Source organism: Arthrobacter sp. Z4-13, assembly GCF_054792705.1.
In genome coordinates this window covers 3,607,137-3,626,894 of sequence record NZ_CP096459.1, presented here as the reverse complement: position 1 = coordinate 3,626,894, position 19,758 = coordinate 3,607,137, and the positions used below count along the sequence as shown (strand labels likewise).

The window sequence follows — 19,758 nt, the reverse complement described above, 5'->3', positions numbered from 1 at the left end:
CCTTTGTCGCGCCTGTTCAATGTTTATTGTTCGGTGCAGACCAGGTTGCCGTCGCGGACTTCGAGTACCGCTGCCCTGACGTGGCTGAGATGGGTTTTCGGGTCGGGTGCCATGGTTCCGATGTCTTCGCCGCCCCAGTGCGGGTGGGTGAAGTAGACCAGCAGGGCACGTTCCTTGACGTCTTCCCGGGCTTCGTTCTCCTGGGCTGCGAGGGGAACCACATCCGCGTGGCGTCCGGCGACGGGCCTTCCGTCCACTTGTTCCGGTTGCCTCAGGATGAGCCCGCCCAGGTGTTCCTGCCGGACCCAGTTGCCGGCGGCATCGTCCGAGCGGTAGACGGCCTGGCCCCGCCATTCGTCAACGATCATCCAGAACGTACCCTCGAGCCGGAAGACCTTGGGCCCTTCGTGGGGACGGCCGGGAATGGTGAGTCCTTCCCGTATCCATGACGACGGGTCCTGGGGTGTGTCGCTCACCGCGCTGTAGGTATTGGAGCCGCGGGCCTCGTCCTTGTACCAAAGCCGGTAGCGGCCGTCCCCACACGGTGCGACGGCGGCGTCGATGACCCGTGGCGAATCCAGGTCGATGGCACCGAGGTACTCCCACGTGACCAGGTCCCGGCTGCTGAGTTGGACGATGGATGCGTTACCGGTCCAGTCCGTCCGCGTCCCGCCCAGGACCGTCAGGTACATGATCCACTGGTCGCCGATTCTTACGACGTCGGGAGCCCACAGAGTTGCCGGCAGGTCCGTTCCAGGGGGCACCAGTCCGTCCACAGTGCCTTGGTAACTCCAGCTCACTCCACCGTCGGAGGACCTCGCGACACCGATCGCTGTGCCGTGCACCCACTCAACGCCGGTCAAGCCCGGCGCCTTGGCACGGCGCTGGGTATAGAAGAGTACCCACTCGCCGGTGAGGGGGTCCGGAACCAGGACCGGGTCGGTGGGGCCGTCCCAGACCGGGTCGCGGTAGGGGGCGCTGAAGGCGTCCGCGCGCAAGGGAGGATGGGCCGGTGGCGTGGGGGCCTGCTGCTGGGACACGGTCTCTCCAACGTTGTAGTTTTGTCGTGGATACCAGCATATGCGGATTGACGATGCGCAAAGGCTTCTGCGCTGCGCATATTCCCGGGCGCTACTCGTATGCGGGCCGCGCCCGGGAATATGCGCCTCGAAACTGCGTTGGTGCGTCGAAACCGGAAAGTGCCCTGTCCCGACCTACTCCTGGAACAGCCCTGCCAGGTCCTCGGCGGTGATGGAGCCGCCCGCCAGTGCGTCGCCTTCCATCACATCGGCGAACAGCTGTGACTTGCGGGCCTTCAGCGCCATGACCTTCTCTTCGATCGTGTCCTTGGCGACAAGCCGATAGACCATGACGTTCCGCTCCTGTCCAATGCGGTGGGTTCGGTCCACCGCCTGCGCTTCAGATGCCGGGTTCCACCAGGGATCCAGCAGGAACACGTAATCGGCCTCCGTGAGGTTCAGCCCAAAGCCGCCGGCCTTCAGCGAGATCAGGAATACGGGTGCACTGCCGTTTTTGAACTCACTGACCACGTCGGCACGGTTGCGGGTGCCGCCGTCGAGGTAGCAGTACTCGATCTTCTCCTCGTCCAGCCGCTCCCGGACCTTGCCGAGGAAGCCAGTGAACTGGCTGAAGATCAGGGCCCGGTGACCTTCCGCTACCAGGTCCTCAAGCTGCTCGAACAGCACGTCCAGCTTGCTGGACCGGACCGACGACAGCGCCGGGTCCACGAGCGAGGCGTCCAGGCTGAGCTGCCGCAGCAGGGTCAGCGACTGGAAGATGGTGAAACGGTTCTTATTGACGTCCTCGATCAGCCCCAGGATCTTCTGCCGTTCGCGCTGCAGGTGCGTCTGGTACACCTTCTGGTGGCGCGGGTTCAGCACCACTTCCAGGATCTGCTCCTGCTTCGGCGGCAGGTCCTTGATCACCTGGTCCTTGGTGCGGCGCATCATCAGCGGACGGACCCGACGGCGGAGCTTGTCCAGCTGCCCCTTGTCCCCGTTCTTCTCCACAGGCTTCTGGTAGTACTCGGCGAAACGCTTGGGACTGGAGAACAGCCCCGGCGCCACGATGGAGGTAAGCGCCCAGAACTCCATGAGGTTGTTTTCCAGCGGTGTGCCCGTGATGGCCAGCTTGAAGGCCGCCGGCAGTTTGCGGGCGCACTGGTACGCCTTGGACTGGTGGTTCTTCACGAACTGGGCCTCGTCCAGCACCAGGCCGGACCATTCGCGTGAGGCGTACGCATCGTAGTCGATGCGGAACAGGGCGTAGGAGGTGATCACGATGTCGGCACGGGCCAGCGCCGCAGCCGCGTCCTGCCCACTCTTCGCGAAGGTCTCGCTGATGGCCTGAATCTTCAAACCGGGCGCGAAGCGCGCTGCTTCCAGGGCCCAGTTGCCCACGACGCTGGTGGGTGCCACCACCAAAAAGGGAGCGCCGACGTCGGACGCGGAACCTGTAACACCGGTCGCGGGAGGTGCAGCACCGGACCCCTCCGCTGAAGCTGCACCCGACGGCGGCACTGACGCCGACCCTGCAGCACCCGAAAGTGCCAGTTCCTTCGCCGCGCACATCAAAGCGAGTGCCTGCACCGTCTTGCCGAGGCCCATGTCATCGGCGAGGATGCCGCCCAGGCTGTGCCGGTACAGGAAGGTGAGCCAGTTGAAACCCTCCAGCTGGTAGGGGCGCAGCTCCGCGTTCAGGGTGGCGGGCAGCGGCAGGCCGTCCACGCCGCCCTCGAGCAGACCGCCAACCGCAGAGCGCCATGCCGCTGCCTGCTCGTCCACGATTCCCAGCTGGGCCAGCTCATCCCACAGGCCGGCCTGGAAGCGGCTGATCTGCAGCGGCGCGTCCTTATTGTCCTGCAGGGAGCGGGCCTCCTCGATCAGCGCCCGCAACTGGTGCAGTTCGGGGAGGTCCAGCGAGAAGTAAGCGCCGCTGGGCAGCAGCATCCTGGTCTGGCCCGCAGCAAGCGCGGAGAACACCGCGGCGAAGGAAACGGGCTGGCCCTCGAGGGAAATCTGGATGCCGAGGTCGAACCAGTCCCGCTGCTCCGTGGCTTTGGTGGAGATGGAAACCACCGGCGCTTCCTCGGCCTCGCGGTAGTCGGCGATGTCGCCCACGGTGTCGACGTCGACGTCGGGAGCCTGGCGCAGGCGCGGCAGTACTTCCTCGGTGAACGCCAGCGTGTCCAGGCCCTTCAGCTCCACGGACGCCGCGAGCCGGGGAGTGCCCCAGCCGCCGGTGGCGGATTCACCCAGTGCGGGCACCACGTCCCACGGCTGGCCGATCCCTTCAAGGATGCGGGCCTCGGCGGTGTCATCACGGTAGCCGTGGTCGCCGGGGTGCCGCCACAGCGGTTGGGCCGTGACCAGGTTTCCCGTTTTGTAGTGCCATTCCCAGTGCAGCCGCACCCTGTGATCGGCACCGTAGTTCGCCAGCAGCGAGAGCGTGGGGAGGGCCAGGGTGGGGAGCTCAACAGACTCGTCGCGGGCAGTAACGCGGGCGGTTTGCTTCAGTTTGGGGTAGAAGCCGGTGAGGAAGCGCGACTCGTCCTTGGCAGGGATGTGGAGGTTGCTGCCGGCAGTAACAAATGCCAGCAGCTCCTCGCTCAGGCCGCCTTCCAGCGGCGCAAGCGTAATGACTGCGTCGCCTGCCTGCGCCTCGCCCACCCCCGGCAAGGCGCCGCCGTCGGACGTGATAAAAATTCCATGTGCCGGGCGGCCAATAGTCCCAACCGAGGCCGGATCAACCTCAATCCCCTCGACGGTGACGGTGGGCGCAAGCTCCAGCCCGCCGTCGGACGCTGAGGCTGTGGCCGCCGTGCCGCCTGGGTCCCCAGCAGCCGCAGGTTCAGGAAGCGGCGAGCCGTAACGGCTGAGGTTGAGGCCGACGGCGGCGGGGGAATCCGCGAGCCGGACCGGTTCGGTGCCGCGCGAGTGGACCAGTGCCAGGCCGATCTTTTTGGCGTCCGCCAGCAGGCTCCAGAGGTTCTTCCCGGAGTAGGTGTTCAGGCCCAGCCAGAGGCCTGATGAGTTCTGCATCCGGGCGGCCGAGGCGGAGTGTGCTGCCAGGAACTCCTGCATCCACTCGACGTGCGACTCGTTGCACTCACGGCGGAAGTTCAGGTAGCTCAGAGTGTTCCAGGAGACGTCCCCGCGGATCCATTTGCCCTTCGTGCCCATGATCACCGGGCGGGCCTTGAGCTGGCGGACACTGCGCAGCGGGTCCCGCCGGCCTGTGTAGGAGAAGTGCGGGGCGGGCTCTTCAATCTCGAACTGGAGCGCCAGGGGGACGCCGTTGGTCGATGGTGCAATGCCGGGCTGGGAGATCAGCGGGCTGAGGGCCCGTTCCCAATCAGAAACGGCGGTGGACGGTTCGCGCGAGACCTGAGTGGCGGTGGCCGGTGAGAGGAGCTGCACGCGGGTGGCCGGGTTGTCCTCCGCCGCGAAGAGCAGCGCCGCCACGTGCTTGCAGTCCTTCCGCACCGGGCAGCTGCACACCCCTACGGTGCAGCTCCAGCCACCACCCTTGCGGACCAGCTTGGCGGTGGTCGAATACGGAAGGTCCGCGCCGCCGCGGACCTTGCCCAGCATGAGTCCGGTGGCGGCGTCGAACGAAATTCCCGAGACGCGGCTTCCCATGGCATAAGCCAGCCCGGCCGCCAGGGAACGGTCGTTGATGGCGGGGGTCTGTATTGCCAGTGCCGCACTCTCGTCCGGTTGGGATGGCATGGTGCGCGCTACTTTCAGCAGGCCACGGCGGGGCCGGGGCCGGTGGTTGGTTATCTGATCCATCTTAGTTCGCCCGCGGGGGAGGGCGTGCCGCCGTTTCTTTGCGGGCGGAAGTCATGGCCGGACAAACAACAGAGTGGAACAGCAAAGGCCGTGGCGCGCCGCGGTAGGGAACAGCAGCACGCCACGGCCAGTTCTTCACGAACTTCACGCAGGTGGCGGTTGCGGGATGCTAGGAGAACCGCTCCGGCCGGAAAGTCTCCAGCATCGGGTGCCGGGATCCGGTGAGGATTTCTCCGGCCAGGAGCTCGCCGGCGATCAGCCCGAGCGTTGTCCCCGAGTGGGTGAAGGCGACAAAGCAGCCGGGGACTTTTTCGAGTTCACCGAAGACAGGTTCGCCGTCGCCCGGAATGGGTTTGTAGCCGATCTTCCATGACGCCGGCTTGAGCCTCGGGTTGCCTGCGATGAGCCTGGAAGCGGTGGCATTGCGTTCAACTGGCGGAAAAGTCCAAAGGCTGAGAAATGCTGTCCCCCCATGCGTTAAGGCACTTCTGGAAGGCGGCCCGGGGATCGAGGGAGTACGAGCCGTCGCCGAAAAGTTCGAAGGTGAATGATTCCTTGTACTCCAACTGCCCTAATTCCCGCAGGATTGCTGTCAGGTCCAGATTGCCGTCTCCCCACGCCAGGTGACCGGCAGGGGAGCCGTCTATCAGGTGTACGTGGCGCACCTTCCCGCCAAAGGACCTGCCGTAATCGCTGATCGTATCTCCTGCCACTGCCAATGCAACGGTGTCGATGACAACACCGAGGTCACGGTGTCCGACGTCGTCCAGCATGCGCTTCAGCGACGACACGTCGGTGACCAGGTTCGACTCCACCCGCTGCAGCGGCTCCAGGACGCAGGAAACGCCCAGTTTTGAGGCCCGTTCAGTGATTGCCTGCAGGGCGAGGACGCTCCGTTCCCACGCTGGCTCCAACGGTTCATCCTCGTAGCCGCGGCCGGAGGTAAGGAACAACAGGGGGGACTCCAGGTCACTGCTGATTTCAGCTGCGCGGAGGAAGAGCTGCAGACTGCTCTCCCGCAACCCGTCCGCAGCCGATGCGATGTTTACGGGGTAGGCAACCTGCTCAGGCGTTATGCATGCCACAGAAAGTTCACGCTCACGGAGCAGCTTCAGGACATTCCTGACTTGGTGCTTGTCTGCGTCCGGGATGTGCAGGTGGGGCGCTATGCCCCACAACTCCACCTTCCGGCGCCCCAGTTCCACCATGTCGTTAAGGCAGCGCTCAAGAGTGTGGTGCTGGTAGGCAAAATTGGAACCGCAAATCTGGTCCACGTCCAAGTGGCCCATTGCTACTTCCCCACACCGTCAGCAAGGCCGCGGATGAAATACCGCTGACCCGCAAAGAAGAGCACAATCACCGGAACGGCGGCGATGGCCATTCCTGCGAAGACCACGGGGTAGTCCGTGCCATGTTTGGCCATGAGGTTGGTAAGTCCCACCGGCAGCGTCTGCAGCGTGCCGCCGCTCGTGAAGATCATGGCGAAAAGGTATTCGTTCCAGGTGAAGAGAACGTTCAGCAGGATCGTGGAGATGATGATTGGCCGGCACATCGGCAGGATGACCTGCCAGAAGGCCCGCGCCTTGGAGGCACCGTCCACTGCTGCTGCCTCGTCTACCTCGTGGGGCAAATCCAGCATGTAGGCACGGATCAGGAAGGTGGTGAAGGGAACGCGGAAGGCGGTGTAAAGAATCAACAGCGCCCAGAAGCTGTTGTAGAGACCCAGCGCCTGGAACATCTTCACGAGGGGAATCAGGGCCACGGTCGGCGCCAGCATCAAGCCGGCCAGGATCAGAATCAGGATGGTCCGGTTGAACGGAATCTTGACCCTGGTCAGACCGTAGGCTGCCCAGGCACTGATCAGCACGGTGGCGGCGGTGGACGCGACGGTGACGAGGACGCTCGTGGTGAGGTAGTCGCCAACACCGCGGTTCCAGGCGGTCGCGTAGTTTTCCCACCGCCACGTTTCCGGAAGCGCGAACGGATTGGCGAACAGTTCCGAATTCGACTTCACTCCGTTCAGCAGCATCCACAGCAGGGGGTAGATCACAACGATGGCCAAGGCCACCAGGAAGGCCTGGACAAAAACCCGTGCCAAGAGCATCAGTACTGAAGTTCGGGTCACCATTCCACCCTCCTGCGCTTGGCCAGCCGGAGCTGGAGTACCGCGAGGACCAGCGTGATCACGAAAACAGCCGTGGCAATGGCCGCGGCATAACCAAAATCGTTGCGGACAAAACCGCTGCGGTAGAGCCAGGTGCCAAGGACCTGGCTGGAATTGTTGGGGCCGCCTGTTGTCATGACCATCACCTCGTTGAAAACCTGGAACGCCCCCGAGACTGTAACGATCATCATCAGGCTGCTCATCTCGCGGACAAGGGGCAGGGAAATGGAGAAGAACCTGCGGACGGGACCAACGCCGTCGATTGACGCCGCTTCGAAAAGTTCGGAGGGAATACGTTGCAGCGCCACTGCGAAGAGCAGGGTGCAGTAGCCGAAGCCCTGCCACTGGCTCATGGCGATGATGCCAAAGATTGCCGTGTTTTCCTGGCCCAGCCAGGCTTGTGCGAAGTTTCCCAGCCCCAGGGTTTCCAGCGCTGCGTTCAGGATGCCCATCCGCGGCTCATAGATGAAATAGAACAGGAGCCCGGCCACCGTAAGGGATATTGCCGAGGGAACGAAGTAGATCGCCCGCAGGGCACCACGCCAGCGCGGACTGGGCAGCCCTTCCACGAGGGCTGCCAGAACCAGCGCTCCGAACACCTGGAAGACGATTGAAATTCCGGCATAAAGGGTGTTGTTGAGGAGTGACTTCCAGAAGATCGGGTCATTGAACATCTTGAGGTAGTTATCGGCACCAATGAAGGTCTGCCGTCCGCTGTAGATGTCCCACTTCAGGAGGCTGAAGCCCAAATTCTGCACGAGGGGCAGGTAGCAGAAGACACAAAGCAGCAAAACCGCGGGCAGGACCCACACCATATTGCGCCACCGGCTGGCCCTGCTCCTGTCCGCTGGCCGGCCTTTGGGGAGACCCTTGGCGTCGGATCCGGAGGCCGAAGGCGCGGGCCTCCGGATCGCGTTCGAAACTGTCATGGCAGATCTGCTACTTGGCTGCGCTCGAAGCGGAACGCACACCGTCAAGGACTTGTTGCGGGGATTGGGTTCCGGCAACAAGGGCCTCGCCGCCTGCCAGCCAGGCATCGGCCACATCCGGGACGGTAACTGAGTCAAGCCAGATGATGGCTTCGGAGGCGTCATTCACCTGCTTGATGCCTTCAACGACAGGTCCGGTGGAGTTCTGTTCCGAGACCACGCCCTTGACCGCACTGGGCTGGCCATAGGGCGGTGACGAAAGCTTTGTGGCATTCTCCTTGCTCGTGGCGAACTTCATGAAGTCGACTGCCAGCGCCGCGTTCTCGGACTTGGGGTTGATCAGGTATCCCTCCGGAGAACCCTCGATTGCCTTGGTGTCGCCTTTCGCCCCCGCTGAGGCAGGCAGCTTGAAGATGCCCAGGCCGTCGTTCTTGAGCTGGGATCCCTCCGACGCCGTTGTGTCGAATTCGAGGACCTCCTGGTAGTACATGCCGGCGGTACCCGTGGCCAGTGCCTGCTGTGCCGTGGTGTAGAGGACGCCGTTTGAGTCTTTTCCGCTGCCGGTGCATTCGTTAATCAGCTCGGTGAACTGCTCCATGGCCCGGAGGTAGCCCTGGTTCTCGAGCTTCGCCGTCTTGGGGTCGAAGTCCGCTTCCAGTTCGTCGGCAGGCACCTCATAGGCGAACAACTGCTGCAGGTAGTGCAGGCCCGGCCAGCCGTCCTTGTTGCCAAAGGCAATAGGCTCGTAGCCGGCGTCCTTGAGCACCGAGCAGGAGGAAATCAGTTCCTCGAAGGTGGACGGCGGGTTAAGGCCCAGCTCCTTGAAAACCTTTTGGTTGTAGCCCATGAATTTTCCGTTGTTGTACAAGGGAACCGCAAAGAACTTGCCGTCTCGTTCAAAGGCTTTGAGTGACGACTCGCCGAAGGTGCTTCCCCAATCAGTGCCGGGGGCGATAACCGGTGTCAGGTCCGCTGCAAGGCCGCCGTCGATGAAGTTGTTTGCCCAGTTCCCCGCCCAGGTGAAGTAGATGTCCGGCAGGGCCTGGGACGCTGTGAGGGTCTTGGTTTTGTCCTTGATGCTCTGATCAGTCTCCTGGATGAGTTCGAAGGAGACATCAGGGTGGAGTTTTGTGTACTCCTCGGCCAGGTCCTCGAAGTATGGCTCCAGGGGATCGCCTCCGAATTTGGTGAGGATACTGAGGGTCCCGGAATATTCGGGTTCTTTCTGCAGATCCAACTGGGCAACAGGCTCGCTTCCGCCGGCGCAGCCGGTCAGGGCGAGGGCTGTTCCCGCCAGCAGGGCTGTCAATATGTGCGTGCTTTTCCGCATCGTTTTCTACTTTCGCTCGGATGGCTGAATAGCCGAGGTCCACAGGACGAAGAGTGCTGCCCTCCATTGGATGGCACCTGCGCCAGGTGTGCGTTTTGGGTATTGTGATACCGGTACCACAGTGAATCACGATTGTGGCCCTGGGGGGAAGGGTTTCAGGAAGAAATAGTTGCCGGAGGTCTAGTCGGCTGCACGTGAAGGCGCAGGGCCGTCGGAGGAGCGTGCCATGAGTGTGGAGGGCAGGACGTGCTTCCTCGGGGCGGAGGAATCGCCCTCGATCCGAGCGAGGAGCTGTTGTGCTGCCGCGGCGCCAAGTTCGCGCATAGGCTGCTGGATCATGGTCAGGGGTGGTTCCATGACCGCGGCCCAAGGGCTGTCATCGAAGCCGATCAGAGACACGTCCTTGAGGATCCGGCGGTTGTGCGTCCGTAGTGCATGGAGGGCGCCCACCGTTGCCTCGGTTTCCGTCGTGAAGATGGCAGTGGGCGGATCCGCCAGGGCGAGCATCCCTCCGATGGCCCTGGTTGCCTGTCGTTCATTTTTCAAGACGTGGGTTACCAAAGCGGTATCGAAAGGTATTCCGGCCTCTTCCAGGGCATCCAGGTAACCGCGAAGGCGTTCCCCGTCACTCCAGAGTGCCTCGTCAAGGATGCTGTGCATCTGCTGCAGGTCTGTTGCGGGGCTGAGGGTCACCGGGCCCCAGGCGAAGGCAATCCGCTGGTGGCCGTTTGCAATTAAGGACGCGACGGCGGAACGGGCGGCTTCCCGGTTGTCGATGACCACCGAGTCGGTGTCCAGGCCGTTCACCAGGCGGTCAATAAGGACCACCGGTATCCCGCGTTCCATCGCTGTGGACAGGTGCGAGACGTCGTCGTTCCTTCCCGCCGCCGAAGCGACCACAAGGCCATCAACTTGTTTGGCCAGCAGGACCCTGATGGCGTCCCGCTCCAGGTCCAGCTTCTCGTCGGTGCTCAGGGTGATGGCATCGTAACCGGCCTGTTTTGCCGTTTCCGAGATGCCCCTGAGCACCCCCGAAAAGAAGGGATTCGCCACGTCCGCGAGAACAATTCCCAGCGTTTTGGTGATGCCGGTGCTCATGCTTCGCGCCAGCGTATTGGCCTGATAGCCCAACCGTTCGGCGGCCAACAGGACCTTTGCCCGCGTGGCATCGCTGACGGACCCATAGTTGCCCAGGGTTCGGGCGACGGTGGCCCTGCCGACCCCAGCGGCAGCGGCAACTTCCGAAATGGTCGGAGCGCCCCCGTGCTGATGATCCGGCGACATCCGGTTCCCTTCTGGTCTTGGAACCGCCCTGGCGCGGTTCCGATGAGGACAAGCTCTGGTTCAGATCCTAGTTGCTGCGGCGACGGGGCGGCCGTACCCGAATGCAGCTTCAACGTAGCACTGTTCCGCTGCCGATTCCGCGGCAAAAGCAAGGGCGGGGCGCAGCGAATCTGCAGTTGGCGGGGAGTCCCGGGCCCAGCCCGACCGCAAGAGGCTCACGACCAGTCCAGTGACGAACGCGTCCCCGCAGCCCATGGTATCGGCGAACCTTTGCGCTTCCGTGGGCGCCGCTCCTTGCGGATGGAACCGCTCGCCGTCGTACAGTACCGCACCGGCGGCCCCCCTGGTGGCAACCGCGAGCGAAGCGCCCGCCTCCTTCACGCGCGCAAGCTCATGTTCAACGGCTGCCAATGGTGCGTCCCCCAGCGACAGCAGCGCCAAGTCCACAAAGGGAGCGGTGAGCTGCAGGTAGCTGTCAGTCCTGCGCTCCGGTTCCCACGAATAGTCAAAGCTGACCAAGGGGCCGGCCGCGCGCACTGACGGGAGCTGATTTTCGGAGGCGGAGTAGACGCTCGAATGGACAAGGGCTGCTGTGGCCAGGTAGCTCTGGTGTTCAGGCCCAAGCATGAAGGGTTGGCTGATGGTGACACCGCCCTCATTCCAGCCCAGGAAGACCCGGTCGCCGTCGATAACCTTGATTTCGGTGACCCCGTTGGGGCCTTGGCGGGTCTGGCACTCGCTGACATCCACTCCTTCCGCTTCTATGGCGGAACGGACAAAGTCGCCCAGCGGATCGGAACCGAAGACACCCATGTAGGCGGACTCCAGGCCCAGGCGGCGTGCCAGAACCGCAAAGTTCACGCAGTTTCCACCCGGGTACATCACTCCCCGGTCCAGGAAGCGGTCCACGATGTTGTCCCCGAACCCTATTACTTTCATGCTCATCCTGTCCTGACGGCGGTGTCCCGGCCTGTGGCCGGGTGAAGCTGCCGCGCCCCATGCCGGGGCGCGGCCATCGGAGTCTGTCAGTATTCGACGACCCGGTAGTACCGGCGCAGGTCCAGCGAGTGGTTGCGGACCCGTTCCAGGTGCTTGCTGATCCTGTCCACTACCGTGTCCAGAACCAAAGGTGCCAAAAGGCCCCGGAACCGTGCGCTGATGCCCGCCAGCTCGTAGTCCTTGGTGTCCAGGATCGTGGTGTTCTTGTTGTAGTTTTCTGCGAACTTGACCACCCGTTCCATCAGCGGGCGGCTTTCGTCTTCACCCAGGAAAAGCACCAGGCTGGTGTCCTCCTCGATGAGTTCGAGGGAGCCGTGGAAAAACTCGGCGCCGTGGACGCGCGTGGTGCGCAACCACTGCATCTCCTCGAGGATGCACATTGAGTACAAATAGGTGAAGCCCCAGAGGTTGCCCGCGCCGACGAGGAAGTGGTAGTCCGCCTCCTTGTTTCGTTCTGCAAACGCTTCCGCCACGGGTTCTGCCTGGCGTGCCACCTCAAGGAGGACTTCCGGAACGGTCTGGAGCTCAGTGGCAAACTCTTCGTACCCCTCAAACTCTCCCCGAGCCGCCAAAAGCCGGGTGGACAGGAGTAGCAGGGGGATGTCGAACGGCCAGGTTTTCGGTTCGGTAATCAGGGCGGCATCCAGGGATTTGGCAAAAGGACTGTCCCCGAAGCCGGTAAAGCCAACGGTGTAGGCGCCTTTGGCTTTGGCGAATTCGATCGCCTCGATGATGTCCTCCGTTGTTCCGGAGACAGAAGCAAAAACGGCGATGGATCCGGGCCCGAACGCCGGGTCGCCGGTCAGCATCAACTCCTTCCCGATTGCTGCGCGTACGGGAAGGGTGGACCGTGAGCGGATGAAGTGTTCGTAGGGCAGCATGGCGGCGTATGTGCCACCCGCGCCGATGAGGAAGAGGTTGTCAAAACCCCGCTCCTGGATGGAGTCCACGAACTGTTCGATTTGCCCCTGCAGCGCAAGTGCGCTGCGGGTCTGGGCGAGGAATTCCTCTTCTTTGAAGCCGAGCACGGGCTGTCCTTTCGTCTTTTGTGGTAGTTGCTGTTGATACGTCTTGATACCGGTATCACAACTGCTCATTATCGTTTCACGGCGCCGGCAGCGGGTCAATAGATTGCTGACGGGAATTTTGACGCGGCCCATTCGTGGCAAAAGGCGTACGTCCAGGGCGCGGTTCCACAAACTTCGCCGGACGTTCACTTCCCCCTTGACGCCGGGTGCATCCGCCCCACGTAGCGTGAAAAGGGTTCGAGCACCACCCGCTTACAGCAGTGAGGATTGCCATGATCACCAGCCACCAGCCTGTCGTTTTGACCAGCAGCAGCATCGAATCCAGCGACGAGGACGTCGTGGAGGCCAACGTCAGCGTCGTGGATGCCATGCACACTGCCTTACTCCGCACCGACGAGATGTCGCCCGTCGCCGTCCGCAGCTACTACGTGGATTTCTACCTCACGCAGGCACTGGAGGGCGGCTTTGCGCAGTACGTGTTCACCGCCGTCGACAGGGCCGAAACAGACACGCTGATCCGCGAAGGCATGGCCGGAATGGGAGCCACTACGCACCTGGACCTCTTCAACCGGTCTATCGAGGCATTCGATGACCTGTCTGAAGAAGATGAAGAGCATTACCTCGACGGCGGCCTGGATGACTCCCAGGAAACGCCCGACGGCGTCCTCCGGATGGAGGAGCTCGACGGAGAGTTCGAGGAGCTGCTGGAGACGGAGAACATCACCGCACTCAACGCCGCCTGGCTGCGCGGCCGGCCCGAACTGCTGGTGCTGGACGATGAGGAAATCGGGGCGTACATCGAGGGGCTCGTGGCCCAGATTCCGGATTTGCCGGAGCGCCAGGCGCAGGCCGACGCCGAGGCCCTTGAGGATGCCCCCGACTTCGAAATCATCATCCGCGAACTCTGCAGCATCGCGGATTATGAATTGCTCAAGATCACCATGGGCGACCCCAACTACCTGCACGATGGCGAGAAGACCCTGGCCTGGCACTTCTCCACTGACCACGGTGATTTCCTGATGGTCGAGGAAGAGGACGAGGCGTTTATGATCAACCCGGAAACGCAGGAAATCGTCGCTGCGGTGGAGTTCGAGGAAGCCGACGCCGAGATGGCCGAGGCCTAAGACAGCTGACGGGGGGCGCCCGCAAAGGCGCCCCCCGTCAGCTGTTCTGTTTCAAGGCCAGCGAAAGGACCTCCAGCAGTTCGTCGTCCACCTGGTCCGCTGAAGTGAGCCGGACCCGGCGGGTGAACGGATCGCCGGCGCGGATTTTGACCGGGTCGATCCTGCCCTCCACAGGGGAATCCGGCACAGCGGCGTCGAGCCTGAGTGTCACGTCCACTGCGGTGTTGGTGGCCCGGGTGACCTGGGCGAATTTCCGCCGCGGGCTGTGGAGGGACACGTAGCCCTTCCGCATCTGGATTTCCACGCCCTCGGTAGCGGAGGCCCATGCCAGGAGGGCATCCGCGAGGGGCCTCAAGTGCGGGTGGTTGGCGTACTGCCCGTCGAGCAGCTCGTCGGCGTCCCGCAGCATAAATTCCGGGTAACCAAACATCTCCCAGGACACGGCGTACTGGGCGTACCCCGTCACGCCGAAGCCGTCGCGCATCCAGGTGCGGAGCTCGCCGTCGTTCTGGATACCGGCGGCCCGCGCCTTTCCAACCCAGTACGCCGTGTCTTCGCCGGTCTTCCTTACAAGGAGGGCCTTGTTGTTATCCACCATCGATTGCCAGGTGCTGGGCTTCTTCAGGGACTCCGGGATGGCAGGCATGCATCGATCGTAGCGGTGCCAAAAAAAGATTCCGGCACCCGTAACCTTTCCGGCGTCCCCCGCGATGTAGGAGGTGATGGGTCCGCCCGACGGACCTGAATCAAACGTGTTGTCTAGGTTTTTTGGAGTGTCATATGTCGTTGTTCACTGTCCTCGCCACCAGCAAAATCGCCGCCGGAGTACTGGCAGCCGGCACCATCGCCGTCGGCGGGACCGGCGCCGCAGCTGTTTCCGGTGTCCTCCCTGTCGAAGCACAGCAGACCGCCCACGATCTCTTCGGCGCACCGGCTCCGGAGCTCGTTGGAGAAGCAGCCGCTGACTCGCAGGCAATCGCTGACACCGTTGCTAATGCCAGCAACAACGCCTCCGCCGACGCTGGAGCAGAAGCCGCAGGAACGGCCGCGATCTCTGAGGGCAACGTCGCTGCCCAGGCCTCTGCCTCCGCTGCTGCCGGCACGGCCGTTGATGCAGCCGGCGCCGCAGCCCTCGGCCTGTGCACCGCTTACGCCAACGGTGGCCTGAATGCTTCCTCCGAAGGTTTCTCGTCGCTGGCCATCGCAGCACAGGGTGAAACGAACATCGAAAGCTTCTGCGGCGACGTCGCAACCCAGGCCGAGGCTGCCGCAGAGGCGAGCGCCGCGGCCACCGGCTCTGCCGCTGTTGACGTCGAACGTCCCGAGGTTCCCGCTGTTCCTGCTGTTCCGGCCGTCCCCGCTGTTCCGGGTGTCGACGGCGAGCCGGCAGTTCCGGCCGTACCTGCGGTTCCCGAGGTTCCTGCTGCTTCCGTCGACGGCGGCAGCGCAGCTGTGGATGCCCCGTCGGTTTCGGTCCGCTAGGCGGCGTTAGCTAGTGTGTACTGCGGGAAACGGCAGAGGGTCCGTTTCCCGCAGTAGATCAGTCCTGAACTCCGGGGACACATCACCCTTCAGGAGTATCGCCGGCCCGCGGGGAGGCCGGCACGGGAATGCAGCCCGGAAACACCTGCCGAAAGGCAGCGGGGGGAAGTAAGCGCAGGACCCGCAGACCGCGCCGTAAAACCGGGATGGGCATTGCCTTGTTCCGGGATGGAGGAGCCGCCGGTGCCAGACACTTTGGCCCAAGAAGAGATCGACATATTCGACGACGCAGCCGGAACCGACCCGGCTGCGCTGTTCGGCGTCGCCTACCGGTCCTTCGCTGGTCCCGTCCTGGGTTACCTCAAGGCACGGGGCGTGGACGATCCCGAAGCGGTAACCCAGGACGTGTTCCTGGCGTTTTTCCCGAAGATCGGCAGCCTCACCGGCGGCTTGCAGGGAGCCAAGTCATTGCTGTTCTCCATCGCCCACGCACGGATGGTTGACCACTACCGGCGGCTGGAACGCAGGCCCCAGCTGACTCCTTACGACCCGCAGGAGGACAGCCGGAGCACCCCCTCCGCAGAACACTGCGCGGTGGAGCTGAGCGGCGCGGCTGCCGCCCTGTTGGACGGGCTCAGCGACGAACACCAGGAAGTACTGGCCCTGCGTGTGGTGGCCGACCTGTCCATAGAACAGGTGGCCGGCATCATGGGCAAAAGCGAAGGGGCCGTCAAGCAACTCCAGCGCAGGGCCCTCCAAAACCTCAAGGCACAGACGCTCAAAAGAAACCAGGCAAACAATGAGTGACACCGCAGGATCCCGCCGCGACGGGTCCGTTGACCAGCTGCTGTTGGAGGCGGACCTGGACGGCGACACCCAGCTCCGCCCCGTCCTTCTGGAACTCAAGGCCCTGGGCTCGGTCGCACCGGAACCAACAGCGGAACTGCTTGCCCTGATGGCTGGAGCCAAGGGTTCGGTGACTGCTGATGCCGCAGCAACTGAAGGTGCCGTTGCTGCATCCGCCCCGCAGACCGCCGTCGAGCCTGCTGCCTGGACTGCTGCTGAGACACCTGCAGCCCCCACCGTCGAGCCTGCGGCCGCCCCCGCCGTCGCACCGCCTGCAGCAGATCCGGCTGACGAACTGGCAGCCCGCCGCAGGGCCAAGCGCCGGATCACCCTTACGGCGTTGTCCGTGGCGGTTTCCCTGAGTGCAGGCGGCGCAGTTGCTGCAGCATCAGATGAGGCCATCCGGAAGTCGTTCACCCAGCTCAACCAGGCTGTCACTTCCTTTATCACCGGTTCCGGCGGCGCACCTGCGGACGATCAGGCCAAACAACCCGCGGCGCCTATGCCCACGGAAGTACCCGCCCCCGCCGGTACCGCGCCCGCCGACACTTCACCCGGGGACCCCACGTCAATCCCGTCGGACCCCGCCGCGGCCACGCAGCCGGCGGCAGTTCCGCCGTCGGACCGCTCGGCCGCGGAAGGGTCCGCCGCACGCCAGCCAACTTCCCCGGGTAAGCCCGGGGAAGTCCCCGCTTCAAAGACCCTGCCCGGGGCTGTTCCCGGGCCCATCGCCGATGGGCTGGGTGGATCACCCGAGGTGCCGGTTCCATCACAGGTTCCCTTGCCGGCGACGCTGCCGGCAGTTCCGCTCCCGTGACGGTGCCGGCACCCGGCTCCCCGTCCCCGTAGGGCCGTTATTTAGCAGCTGTCTTGATCATCTCGCCGGCAGGATCCGCGAGGTACCAGACATCGTTGACGCCCTGGCCGAGGATGTCACCGGCCTTGGTGTCCTTGGCGAAGTAGTACAGCGGCAGGCCGTTCAGGGTCACCTGCTTTGCATCCTCCGGCGTCGTGATGGTGCCCACGGTCCCGGTTACCCCCTCGACCTTAGGCTCGTCCGACGTGGTCAGGAGCGGCGGCCACGCGGTCAGGCATCCCCCCGTGCAGGTGCTGGTGCCGGAATCCTTTACATCCTTCGTGTAGTAGTAAACACTCATGCCCTTGCCGTCTACCACGATGTCCCCAACGCTGGAGGAAGCGGTCATGAGGTCCACTCCGGCGCTCGCCGTTGAAGAGGACGTTGCGGAGGGCGGGGAAACTGAGGCGGCGGGGGCGGTTGCCGAGGCGGGAGGTGAGCCTGCCGTGACAGCCGGACTGCTGGCGGCAGGAGCCGTTTCAGAGCCGCCGGCGCACCCAGCCAGGGCCGCTGACAGGGCGAGGACGGCGAGGCCTGCTACCAGATGCTTTTCCATGGGTTGCTCCTTGGTTGGGCCCGGCTTGGGATAACCGGACGCTAACGAGTACGACGCCGCCGGGTGAAGAATGGTTCAAATGAACCAAATTCCGGCTGGGGGCGTCGTACCAGCCGGAAGCAGCATGGCGGCCAGCCGTGCTGCAGGCCGGGACGGGAGGTCCTGAAATGCCGCTTGACGAGGACGTTGTGGAGTCCATTTACCGTGAACACGGCCCGGCCCTCCGCCGCTTTGTGCTCAGCGCCTCCCGGGACCCCCAACTGGCCGAGGACGTGGTCCAGGAAACCGTGCTCCGGGTATGGCAGCATGCGCCGGAGGTTACCGGAAGTCTCCGCAGCTATCTATTCCGAACGGCCAGGAACATCATGATCGACAACTACCGCCGGGCGCAGCGCCGCCCGGCCGAGACGCTGGATGACGGCCTCGCCCATTCCGCGGAGGCGGTGGAACGTGTGGATGAGCTGCTGAACAGGGTGCTGATCGAGGAAGCGCTGCTCCGCCTCAGCTCCGAACACCGGGACGTGCTGGTGGCCCTGCACTACCGCCGCTTCACCGTGAACGAGGCGGCGGTGCAGCTGAACGTCCCGAGCGGAACTGTGAAGTCCCGTGCCTATTACGCTGTGCGGGCGCTGCGGACCATCCTGGACGAGATGGGGGTGGAACGGTGAATGCTTCTGAGCGGCACCAGTTGCTGGGCGCCTACCTTTTGGGCGGGCTGGACGCCGAGGACTTGAAGGGCTTTGAATCACACCTGCAGGGTTGCGCGAGATGCCGGGATGAGCTTGCCCGCCTCGAGAAAGTGCCTGCGTTGCTGGACGCCCTTCCGGTGCCGGACGCCGTGGCGCTCACCGTCGTCCCGGCGGGATCCGGTGCGCCGCCCGCCCCTGCAGCAGGGGCCCCCGTGCACCTGCTCTCCGTACTGGCGCGCCGCCGTCGTAAGGCACGACGGCGCTGGACGGCCCTGGCAGGGGCGGTCGCCGCAGCCTGCCTCGCCGTGGGACTGGCTGTGGGTCCGCTCCTGAACCGGCCCGAGCAGCCGGACGCCACTTATTCGGTGCAGTCCGGAGGTGGCCTGCAGTTCAGTATTGACCTGGCCCGGAAGACCTGGGGTACCGAGCTGGCCGTGAACGGCAGCAGCCTCCCCTCCGACGGGACATTGTCGCTGTGGGTTCGGGACCGCGCCGGCGGCGAGGACCGTGCTTGTGCATGGACGGCCACGCCGAGCGGCCGGGTCAAGGTCACCGGAGCCACACCCATCCAGCTGACCAGCATTTCGAGCGTGGAGCTGCGCGACGGCAGGCAGCAGGCCGTCGCGGTCATCACCGTGCCTTAGCTCCGCGCCTAGCCGACCCGGTCAGCCGACCCGGGTCCAAATAACTGGCGACCATGACAGCTGTCTATCTGCCGCGGAGCGGCCGGTTCATTGTGTCATTTTGGCGAGGCGTGCGCGGACGATCATGAAGGCGCCGTAGCAGATCAGTCCGGCGCCGACCGCTGCCAGGAGGTACACCCCGAACGGCTGGTCGCGGAGCGCCCGAAGCCCGCCGTCGAGCCCGGTGGACTCCTCAGGATGCGCCTGCAGGGCGGCTATGGCGATCAGCAGCCCGGTGAGCAGCAGGACAATTCCCTTGGCCACGTACCCTGTCACGCCCAGCACGGTGACGGCTGTCCTTGGGGTGGAGGATCCGGGCATCACCAGATGTTTTTCGAAGGATTTCCGCAGGCCGCGGATGCCGTAGATCACCCCGGTAACGGCAATGCCGACGCCCAGCAGGACCAGCAGCGCCACGCCACCCGGAGCCTTCATGACGGAAGCGGTGAGGTCGCTGGCCGCCTGCTGGTTGTCCCCGCCAGAACCGGTTCCCCGCGCGAAGGACATCAGCGTGAGGGCAAGCCCTGCGAACACCAGTGCCTGTGCCCCTGCCTTGGCCTTCTTCCCGGCCTTTTTCTTGCCGGGCAGCTGGTTGTAGTCGAAGATGGCATCACTCGTCTGCCACAGCGCAAGGGCGGTGCAGGCCGCGAAGCTGGCCCACAACAGGAAAGGCCCGGCCGGCTGGCTGGCCAGCTCGGCCACTGCACCGCTGAAATCAGCGTTGCCAGTACCGCCCATGGCCAGGCGGATGGCGATGACGCCCACCAATAGATGCAGGATGCCGCTCGCCGCAAACCCCGCTCTCGCCACCACCTCCAGGGTGCGGGAGTTGGTGACGTTCTCCGCCGCGTCAGCGGCCTGTCTCAATTCTCTTTTGATGGCTGTTCCCTTTAAGCAAGCGCCGGTGGGCTGAGTTTCGGCCCCGCACAAGGGCAATAGTGCCACGCCGGGATGCCCGGTACCAGTGATCCAGC

At 64.0% G+C, this 19,758-nt stretch carries 18 protein-coding genes and 1 pseudogene; 6 read left to right on the top strand and 13 right to left on the bottom strand.

Annotated features, from left to right (window positions below; all coding sequences use genetic code 11):
* Positions 1-23 precede the first annotated feature (23 nt).
* From M1E07_RS18610 to M1E07_RS18565, 10 genes and pseudogenes are all read right to left on the bottom strand, one after another.
* Positions 24-1,040, bottom strand: a complete 1,017-nt coding sequence (locus tag M1E07_RS18610; protein ID WP_461188098.1) for a family 43 glycosylhydrolase — start codon at positions 1,038-1,040, stop codon at positions 24-26.
* A 174-nt stretch (positions 1,041-1,214) separates the two neighbouring features.
* Positions 1,215-4,751, bottom strand: a complete 3,537-nt coding sequence (locus tag M1E07_RS18605; RefSeq protein WP_461188097.1) for a DEAD/DEAH box helicase — start codon at positions 4,749-4,751, stop codon at positions 1,215-1,217.
* Between the two features lie 232 nt (positions 4,752-4,983).
* Positions 4,984-5,229, bottom strand: a pseudogene (locus M1E07_RS18600) (D-amino-acid oxidase); the annotation flags it as partial.
* Positions 5,230-5,242: 13 nt separating this feature from the next.
* Complete coding sequence (locus tag M1E07_RS18595; protein ID WP_461188096.1) at positions 5,243-6,103, bottom strand: sugar phosphate isomerase/epimerase family protein; 861 nt, start codon at positions 6,101-6,103, stop codon at positions 5,243-5,245.
* 2 nt (positions 6,104-6,105) lie between these two features.
* A complete protein-coding gene (locus M1E07_RS18590; RefSeq protein WP_461188095.1) occupies positions 6,106-6,942 on the bottom strand; it encodes a carbohydrate ABC transporter permease in 837 nt (278 codons plus the stop codon).
* Positions 6,936-7,907: a carbohydrate ABC transporter permease gene (locus M1E07_RS18585; protein ID WP_461188094.1), complete on the bottom strand. Its 972-nt coding sequence runs from the start codon at positions 7,905-7,907 to the stop codon at positions 6,936-6,938. The genes M1E07_RS18590 and M1E07_RS18585 overlap by 7 nt, the downstream gene beginning before the upstream one ends.
* A gap of 10 nt (positions 7,908-7,917) precedes the next feature.
* A complete protein-coding gene (locus M1E07_RS18580; RefSeq protein ID WP_461188093.1) occupies positions 7,918-9,237 on the bottom strand; it encodes an ABC transporter substrate-binding protein in 1,320 nt (439 codons plus the stop codon).
* A 180-nt stretch (positions 9,238-9,417) separates the two neighbouring features.
* Positions 9,418-10,521 carry a LacI family DNA-binding transcriptional regulator gene (locus tag M1E07_RS18575; RefSeq protein WP_461188092.1) on the bottom strand — a complete coding sequence of 368 codons (1,104 nt, stop codon included), beginning with the start codon at positions 10,519-10,521 and terminating at the stop codon, positions 9,418-9,420.
* A 60-nt stretch (positions 10,522-10,581) separates the two neighbouring features.
* A complete protein-coding gene (locus M1E07_RS18570; RefSeq protein ID WP_461188091.1) occupies positions 10,582-11,460 on the bottom strand; it encodes a PfkB family carbohydrate kinase in 879 nt (292 codons plus the stop codon).
* 86 nt (positions 11,461-11,546) lie between these two features.
* Positions 11,547-12,548 carry an SIS domain-containing protein gene (locus M1E07_RS18565; protein ID WP_461188090.1) on the bottom strand — a complete coding sequence of 334 codons (1,002 nt, stop codon included), beginning with the start codon at positions 12,546-12,548 and terminating at the stop codon, positions 11,547-11,549.
* Positions 12,549-12,820: 272 nt separating this feature from the next.
* On the opposite strand from M1E07_RS18565, the gene M1E07_RS18560 reads away from it, so the two are divergent.
* A complete protein-coding gene (locus M1E07_RS18560) occupies positions 12,821-13,672 on the top strand; it encodes a DMP19 family protein (RefSeq protein WP_461188089.1) in 852 nt (283 codons plus the stop codon).
* Between the two features lie 37 nt (positions 13,673-13,709).
* Here the strand turns inward: M1E07_RS18560 and M1E07_RS18555 are convergent, their stop codons facing one another.
* Complete coding sequence (locus tag M1E07_RS18555; RefSeq protein WP_461188088.1) at positions 13,710-14,318, bottom strand: DUF5655 domain-containing protein; 609 nt, start codon at positions 14,316-14,318, stop codon at positions 13,710-13,712.
* Positions 14,319-14,452: 134 nt separating this feature from the next.
* On the opposite strand from M1E07_RS18555, the gene M1E07_RS18550 reads away from it, so the two are divergent.
* From M1E07_RS18550 to M1E07_RS18540, 3 genes are all read left to right on the top strand, one after another.
* Entirely contained in the window at positions 14,453-15,154 is a 702-nt protein-coding gene (locus tag M1E07_RS18550) for a protein tyrosine phosphatase (RefSeq protein WP_461188087.1), read from the top strand.
* A gap of 228 nt (positions 15,155-15,382) precedes the next feature.
* Complete coding sequence (locus M1E07_RS18545; protein ID WP_461188086.1) at positions 15,383-15,961, top strand: RNA polymerase sigma factor; 579 nt, start codon at positions 15,383-15,385, stop codon at positions 15,959-15,961.
* Positions 15,954-16,817 (top strand): hypothetical protein, encoded by an 864-nt coding sequence (locus M1E07_RS18540; protein WP_461188085.1) that lies wholly within the window; start codon positions 15,954-15,956, stop codon positions 16,815-16,817. Before M1E07_RS18545 ends, M1E07_RS18540 begins: the two co-directional genes overlap by 8 nt.
* A 37-nt stretch (positions 16,818-16,854) precedes the next feature.
* Here M1E07_RS18540 and M1E07_RS18535 read toward each other — a convergent pair whose 3' ends face one another.
* The gene (locus M1E07_RS18535) at positions 16,855-17,412 is read right to left on the bottom strand and encodes a COG4315 family predicted lipoprotein (RefSeq protein WP_461188084.1); all 558 of its coding nucleotides are present in this window, start codon (positions 17,410-17,412) and stop codon (positions 16,855-16,857) included.
* A gap of 167 nt (positions 17,413-17,579) precedes the next feature.
* On the opposite strand from M1E07_RS18535, the gene M1E07_RS18530 reads away from it, so the two are divergent.
* Positions 17,580-18,080 carry a sigma-70 family RNA polymerase sigma factor gene (locus tag M1E07_RS18530; RefSeq protein ID WP_461188083.1) on the top strand — a complete coding sequence of 167 codons (501 nt, stop codon included), beginning with the start codon at positions 17,580-17,582 and terminating at the stop codon, positions 18,078-18,080.
* On the top strand, positions 18,077-18,745 hold the full coding sequence (locus M1E07_RS18525) for an anti-sigma factor family protein (protein WP_461188082.1): 669 nt from the start codon (positions 18,077-18,079) through the stop codon (positions 18,743-18,745). The genes M1E07_RS18530 and M1E07_RS18525 overlap by 4 nt, the downstream gene beginning before the upstream one ends.
* An 87-nt stretch (positions 18,746-18,832) precedes the next feature.
* On the opposite strand, the gene M1E07_RS18520 is transcribed toward M1E07_RS18525, so the two are convergent.
* Positions 18,833-19,651, bottom strand: coding sequence for a DUF1206 domain-containing protein (locus tag M1E07_RS18520; protein WP_461188081.1), 819 nt, complete (start codon positions 19,649-19,651; stop codon positions 18,833-18,835).
* Positions 19,652-19,758 lie beyond the last annotated feature (107 nt).

Bases quoted from the DNA above. Each gene is read 5' to 3' on its own strand.
- M1E07_RS18595 (WP_461188096.1), bottom strand. From the start codon at position 6,103: ATGGGCCACTTGGACGTGGACCAGATTTGCGGTTCCAATTTTGCCTAC.
- M1E07_RS18570 (WP_461188091.1), bottom strand. From the start codon at position 11,460: ATGAAAGTAATAGGGTTCGGGGACAACATCGTGGACCGCTTCCTGGAC.
- M1E07_RS18555 (WP_461188088.1), bottom strand. From the start codon at position 14,318: ATGCCTGCCATCCCGGAGTCCCTGAAGAAGCCCAGCACCTGGCAATCG.
- M1E07_RS18550 (WP_461188087.1), top strand. From the start codon at position 14,453: ATGTCGTTGTTCACTGTCCTCGCCACCAGCAAAATCGCCGCCGGAGTA.
- M1E07_RS18535 (WP_461188084.1), bottom strand. From the start codon at position 17,412: ATGGAAAAGCATCTGGTAGCAGGCCTCGCCGTCCTCGCCCTGTCAGCG.
- M1E07_RS18590 (WP_461188095.1), bottom strand. From the start codon at position 6,942: ATGGTGACCCGAACTTCAGTACTGATGCTCTTGGCACGGGTTTTTGTC.
- M1E07_RS18540 (WP_461188085.1), top strand. From the start codon at position 15,954: ATGAGTGACACCGCAGGATCCCGCCGCGACGGGTCCGTTGACCAGCTG.
- M1E07_RS18605 (WP_461188097.1), bottom strand. From the start codon at position 4,751: ATGCCATCCCAACCGGACGAGAGTGCGGCACTGGCAATACAGACCCCC.
- M1E07_RS18560 (WP_461188089.1), top strand. From the start codon at position 12,821: ATGATCACCAGCCACCAGCCTGTCGTTTTGACCAGCAGCAGCATCGAA.
- M1E07_RS18585 (WP_461188094.1), bottom strand. From the start codon at position 7,907: ATGACAGTTTCGAACGCGATCCGGAGGCCCGCGCCTTCGGCCTCCGGA.
- M1E07_RS18580 (WP_461188093.1), bottom strand. From the start codon at position 9,237: ATGCGGAAAAGCACGCACATATTGACAGCCCTGCTGGCGGGAACAGCC.
- M1E07_RS18575 (WP_461188092.1), bottom strand. From the start codon at position 10,521: ATGTCGCCGGATCATCAGCACGGGGGCGCTCCGACCATTTCGGAAGTT.
- M1E07_RS18545 (WP_461188086.1), top strand. From the start codon at position 15,383: ATGGAGGAGCCGCCGGTGCCAGACACTTTGGCCCAAGAAGAGATCGAC.
- M1E07_RS18530 (WP_461188083.1), top strand. From the start codon at position 17,580: ATGCCGCTTGACGAGGACGTTGTGGAGTCCATTTACCGTGAACACGGC.